The following is a 4,377-nucleotide window of genomic DNA, read 5'->3' on the forward strand; positions in this document are numbered from 1 at the left end:
AGTGACCGCTCCGCTGTGGGTGGGGTTGTTGATCGGCGCCGCGTTCGGCGTTCCCGCCGCGCTGTGGGGAATCGGCAATCCCGAAACCGTCATTCGAACGGCCAGGCTGGTGGACCGCCTGCTCATCGGCTGCTTTGCGTTCGTCACCGCGATCGGCGCGGTGATGCTCTACGGGCTCTACGCCCTGGGGTTCGCGATGCATTTTTCGCCCAAGCCGCTCTATGTCTACGGGGTGACGTTGGGGGGACTGTTGTTCGGTGTGGGCGTGGCCATCAGCGGCTACTTCCCCGGCAGCGAATGGATCGCCCTCGGCGAAGGCCGCCGCGACGTCCTCTATGCGATTCCCGGCGGTCTGCTGGGGGCGGCGGCCTGGACGGTCCTCTACGAGACGCCGACCGGGCACTGGCTAGTCAGCGCAGCGAACTTCGGGGATCTGGTGGTCACCGGGCACATCGCCCACATCCCGCGGCTAGCGACGTTCGTCGTCGCGGTCGGCTATGCGGCGGCGGCCCTGACCCTGCTGTACTTCCTGCCCCGGTATCAGGGCGGCAGACACAGTTGTTTTCGGCACCTGGCGAGCTGTCCCCTCGACGAACACGACCTGGTACTCATGCGCGACACCGCGGCATACCTCGCCGAAGGGGCCGTCGATCCGACGCGCTCACGCACCCCCACCTGGTATCAGCGCCTGACCTCGCGCGAGGTACCCGCCGCCAACTTCTACGCGCGCACCATCAGTGCCGTCGGGTTGGCCGTCGCGACTGTCACGGTCCTGGCGATCTTCCTGCACCAGATCTTCGGCCAGTCCACCACGTACTCCTGGTTGGTCGGGCACCTGCTGTTGCCGCAGTTCACCTACAGCACAGAGGTTTTCGCGAGTATCGGCTGGGAGCCGTTCACCGACGTCGGGGTGTTTTTCGGTGGGTTCGTCTGCGCGCTGTTCATCAGCCGGCGCTTCACCGCCTTTCACCCGGTCGTTCCGCCGACGTGGCGCAACCGGTTCGGCCCCAGCACGGTCAGACGCGCGATCGGATGCTTCGGCGGGTCTTTTCTGGTGCTCTTCGGCGCCCGGATGGCCGGCGGGTGCACCAGCGGCCACATGCTCAGCGGCGGCATCCAACTGGCGTTGAGCGGATGGCTGTTCACCGCCGCGACGGTGGCCGCGATGCTGGTGACGGCCCGGTTTATGTACCGTGACGTGAGTTCGCTGACGAACCCCGACGCCCCGGGCACCCAACCGCCGCGCAGCCAACACCGTCACCAAAGTGAGCCGACGACCGTGCGCACGGCAGTGCTCCTAGGCGTCGCGCTGGCTGGCTTCGCCACCATGACCGTCATCAGTGCGATCCTGACCGGCGGGCGAAACCTGGGGCAGCTCACACTCACCGACGTGCTGATACCCGCGCTGATCCCGCTGCTACTGCTGATCGCGGTAACCACCGCCTCCCGCCACGGCCCAGCCGTAGCGTGGCACCACACGAATAAGGGACAACGTTGACCCCAAACATCCGGATTCTCGAATCTCGTTGAACCCAAACGTATCCCGAACGATCTTCGACGCTGATCGCCTCGCGCGTGGGCGTGCAGTCGATCTGTGAGGTCACGAAATCAGCGCGCTACTTGATTAGCCTTAGCGAAATCGATGAGGTCGGCGTGAACTACGGACGAAGCCGCTTGTTCCACTTGAACGGTCCAGCGCTAAGCCGGCACGCACATCTAGACACGAATTGTGGGAACAATATGTGGTGCAGATGCCAGGTTGCCGCCTCGGCGTGCGCGATGCCGATCTGACAACCTCCTTGAATCTACTTGCGCAGCATCGGGTCGAGACTTCCATGTTCTGCTAATACCAGTATCACCTCAATCGCGCCGGGGCATGCGGGCGACGATGACCGGAATGCGCGCCGAGTTCACCACTGCCCGGCTGACCGAGCCCAGCAACATGCCGGGAAACCCACCGCGGCCATGACTACCCACCACCACCAATTGGGCTGTCTGGGCCTGTTCGAGCAGTCGCGGGGCTGGTCGGTCACTCACCACAATCTTGTGCACAGCCACATCGGGATACCGGTCCTGATATCCGCACAGCCGCTCGGCGAGGACTTCTTCCTCCTGATCTTGGATATTTCGCCATTCGATAGGCGCCCAGTTCATGCTCGCAAAGTCGACTGGACCCATATCACTCCAGGCATGCAGCGCGATCAATCCCACGCCGCGCCGGTCCGCCTCATCGAAGGCGATCTCCGTGGCCAACTGCGAGGTCGGCGAGCCGTCGACGCCCACCACCACAGGCGCCTGCGGCGAGCGCGCCATGAGCGGGTCCTCATCGTGGACGACCGTGACCGGGCAATGCGCGCGATGCACCACCCCGGAGCTGACCGATCCCAGCAGGGCGCTAGCTACCGCGCTCTGGCCACGGCACCCCACCACCACCATCTCGGCCTGCTTGGACAGCTCCACCATGGTGGGGACGATCGGGGCTTGCAGTATCACCTCGGTCGTGACCCGCGGTGCGCGGCTGGGCACACCAGCCGCGAGAGCGAGCTGGTAAGCCTGCTCGACGACTTGGCGCGCCTGGTCTTCGCGCCACTGCGCATAGTCGCCAGGCGCCGGGATATCTGACCACCCATCGCTAGCCACGACCACGGGTCCCACGATGTGCACTACCTTCAGCGTGACATTGCGCATCTCAGCGTCGCGCGCGGCCCATTCAACCGCCACCATCGACGATGTTGAACCATCGACACCGACCACGATTCCAGGGTGTGTGTGCTGGGGTGACATCTAAGTTTCTCTCTTCTCAAATGCATCACCAATGCACGTCAGGTACAGACGAGCGGACCCGGGTACCACTGACGTTGGCAGCCGATGAGATCCGATCTACCTCGACCGGGCCGTTCAATCTGCATGTTCGTGCGAGTGACGTGTCCAAAGTGCGTCCAGTTCGGCCAGGTGTCGATCAGCCAAACTGTGGTGCTCTTGCAGCAGTCGCTCGGTGAGCTTACGATGCTCGTCCCTGTGCCGCGCCGCTAACGACTCGTACTCGCTACTGGATAAGTCGCTCCGTTCAGAGAATGCGCGATGCTCAGCCAGATGCCGATCCGCGAGGGCTCGAAGGTCAGCGAGGTGGCCGTCCGCCAACTCCCGATGCTCTCGCAAGTGCGCCTGCGCCATTTTCTCATGCTCAGCCAGATGCGCCCGCGAAACCTCGGCGCCTCCCTTCGATGCGGACATACGACGCACTCCCTTCCGCGTGAATACGAACGATTCGCAGTATAGCCAGCGGACGGGTCTTTGCGGGGCCAAACCCAGTGGCGTGGTGCAAGTGTCCGCTTGATAGCAAATGCTCCTACGTTGTGGCAATGGTTTGAGTGGGGATTTGTTGGCGGGTGGGCAGCACGGCGTGGTAGATCTCGCGGTCGATGTATCTCTTTATGCAGCAAATGATTTCGGGTTTGGTCCCGCCTTCGCTGATGCGGCGGGCGAGGTAGTCGCGGGTGGATTGGTGGCAGCGGAGTCGAACAACGCAGATGATGTGCAGGGCGCGGTTGGCGTCTCTGTTTCCGCCGCGATTAAGTCGGTGCCGCACGGTTTTGCCGCTGGATGCTTCGATGGGCGAGACACCGCAGAGTTTGGCGAACGCGGCGTCGGAACCGATGCGTTCCGGGTTGTCGCCGAGGGCGACGAGCAGGGTAGCGGCGGTGTCGGGGCCCACGCCGTACACCTGACGCAACGGTGGGCACGCCTGGGCGGTGAGAGCCTCGATCTGGATGTCCAATGCCTTGGTCTCGGCGTCGAGTTGCCGACAACGCTGGGCCAGCGATTTCACCGCGACGGTGACCGCTTCTGCTGGGGTACGGGCGATTCCGGATGTGGCCAGGTCGGCACATGCAGCGATGAGATGGAGTTTATGCAAACCGGCGAGCTGTTCACGCAAGTTGGCCGGCGCGGTGACGATGAGGTCTTTGAGGGGCGTTGAACGCCTTGGCGCGGGCCCGGACGGCGCTGATGCGGGCTACCCGCAGCACGCGCAACATCTCAGTGTGTCCGTCTGCGGTCTTGGGGTCGCCGACGTCCTCGCCGGCCAGCACGATCGCTGCCGCGCCGGCGGCATCGGCGCTGTCGGTCTTGATAGCAGTAAAGAAAGTCCTCACGTGCGAGGTCAGGGCATGTGTCCCACGGTGGCCGGCGGTCTGGCCAGGCTCTGGTCGCCGCGCGAGAGGCGCAAACGCCGTTGGCCTGGCGGTGGCAGGCGCGAACACGGCCGGTGTTCTCACTGAGTGGTGGGCGCTGGTCTGGTGCTCGGCGGCGGACGCAGGGCGCAGTGGAGCGACCGGCGCGGACGGGAGCGCCAGCGGACGGAAGCGAAGGGAGCGC

The 4,377-nt window shown here is 64.4% G+C and carries 4 protein-coding genes; 1 reads left to right on the forward strand and 3 read right to left on the reverse strand.

The window, feature by feature from the left end; genetic code table 11:
* On the forward strand, nt 1–1,498 hold a 1,498-nt coding region (locus AC2VOG_RS17415; RefSeq protein WP_486941102.1), incomplete at its 5' end, for a YeeE/YedE thiosulfate transporter family protein.
* 362 nt (nt 1,499–1,860) lie between these two features.
* On the opposite strand, the gene AC2VOG_RS17420 is transcribed toward AC2VOG_RS17415, so the two are convergent.
* From AC2VOG_RS17420 to AC2VOG_RS17430, 3 genes are all read right to left on the reverse strand, one after another.
* Nucleotides 1,861–2,784: a universal stress protein gene (locus tag AC2VOG_RS17420; RefSeq protein ID WP_220695272.1), complete on the reverse strand. Its 924-nt coding sequence runs from the start codon at nt 2,782–2,784 to the stop codon at nt 1,861–1,863.
* A gap of 565 nt (nt 2,785–3,349) precedes the next feature.
* Nucleotides 3,350–3,916: a transposase gene (locus tag AC2VOG_RS17425; RefSeq protein WP_486941103.1), complete on the reverse strand. Its 567-nt coding sequence runs from the start codon at nt 3,914–3,916 to the stop codon at nt 3,350–3,352.
* Nucleotides 3,917–3,929: 13 nt separating this feature from the next.
* Nucleotides 3,930–4,154 (reverse strand): hypothetical protein, encoded by a 225-nt coding sequence (locus tag AC2VOG_RS17430; RefSeq protein WP_220695274.1) that lies wholly within the window; start codon nt 4,152–4,154, stop codon nt 3,930–3,932.
* Nucleotides 4,155–4,377 lie beyond the last annotated feature (223 nt).

The organism is Mycobacterium sp. TH-M11 (genome assembly GCF_057473725.1).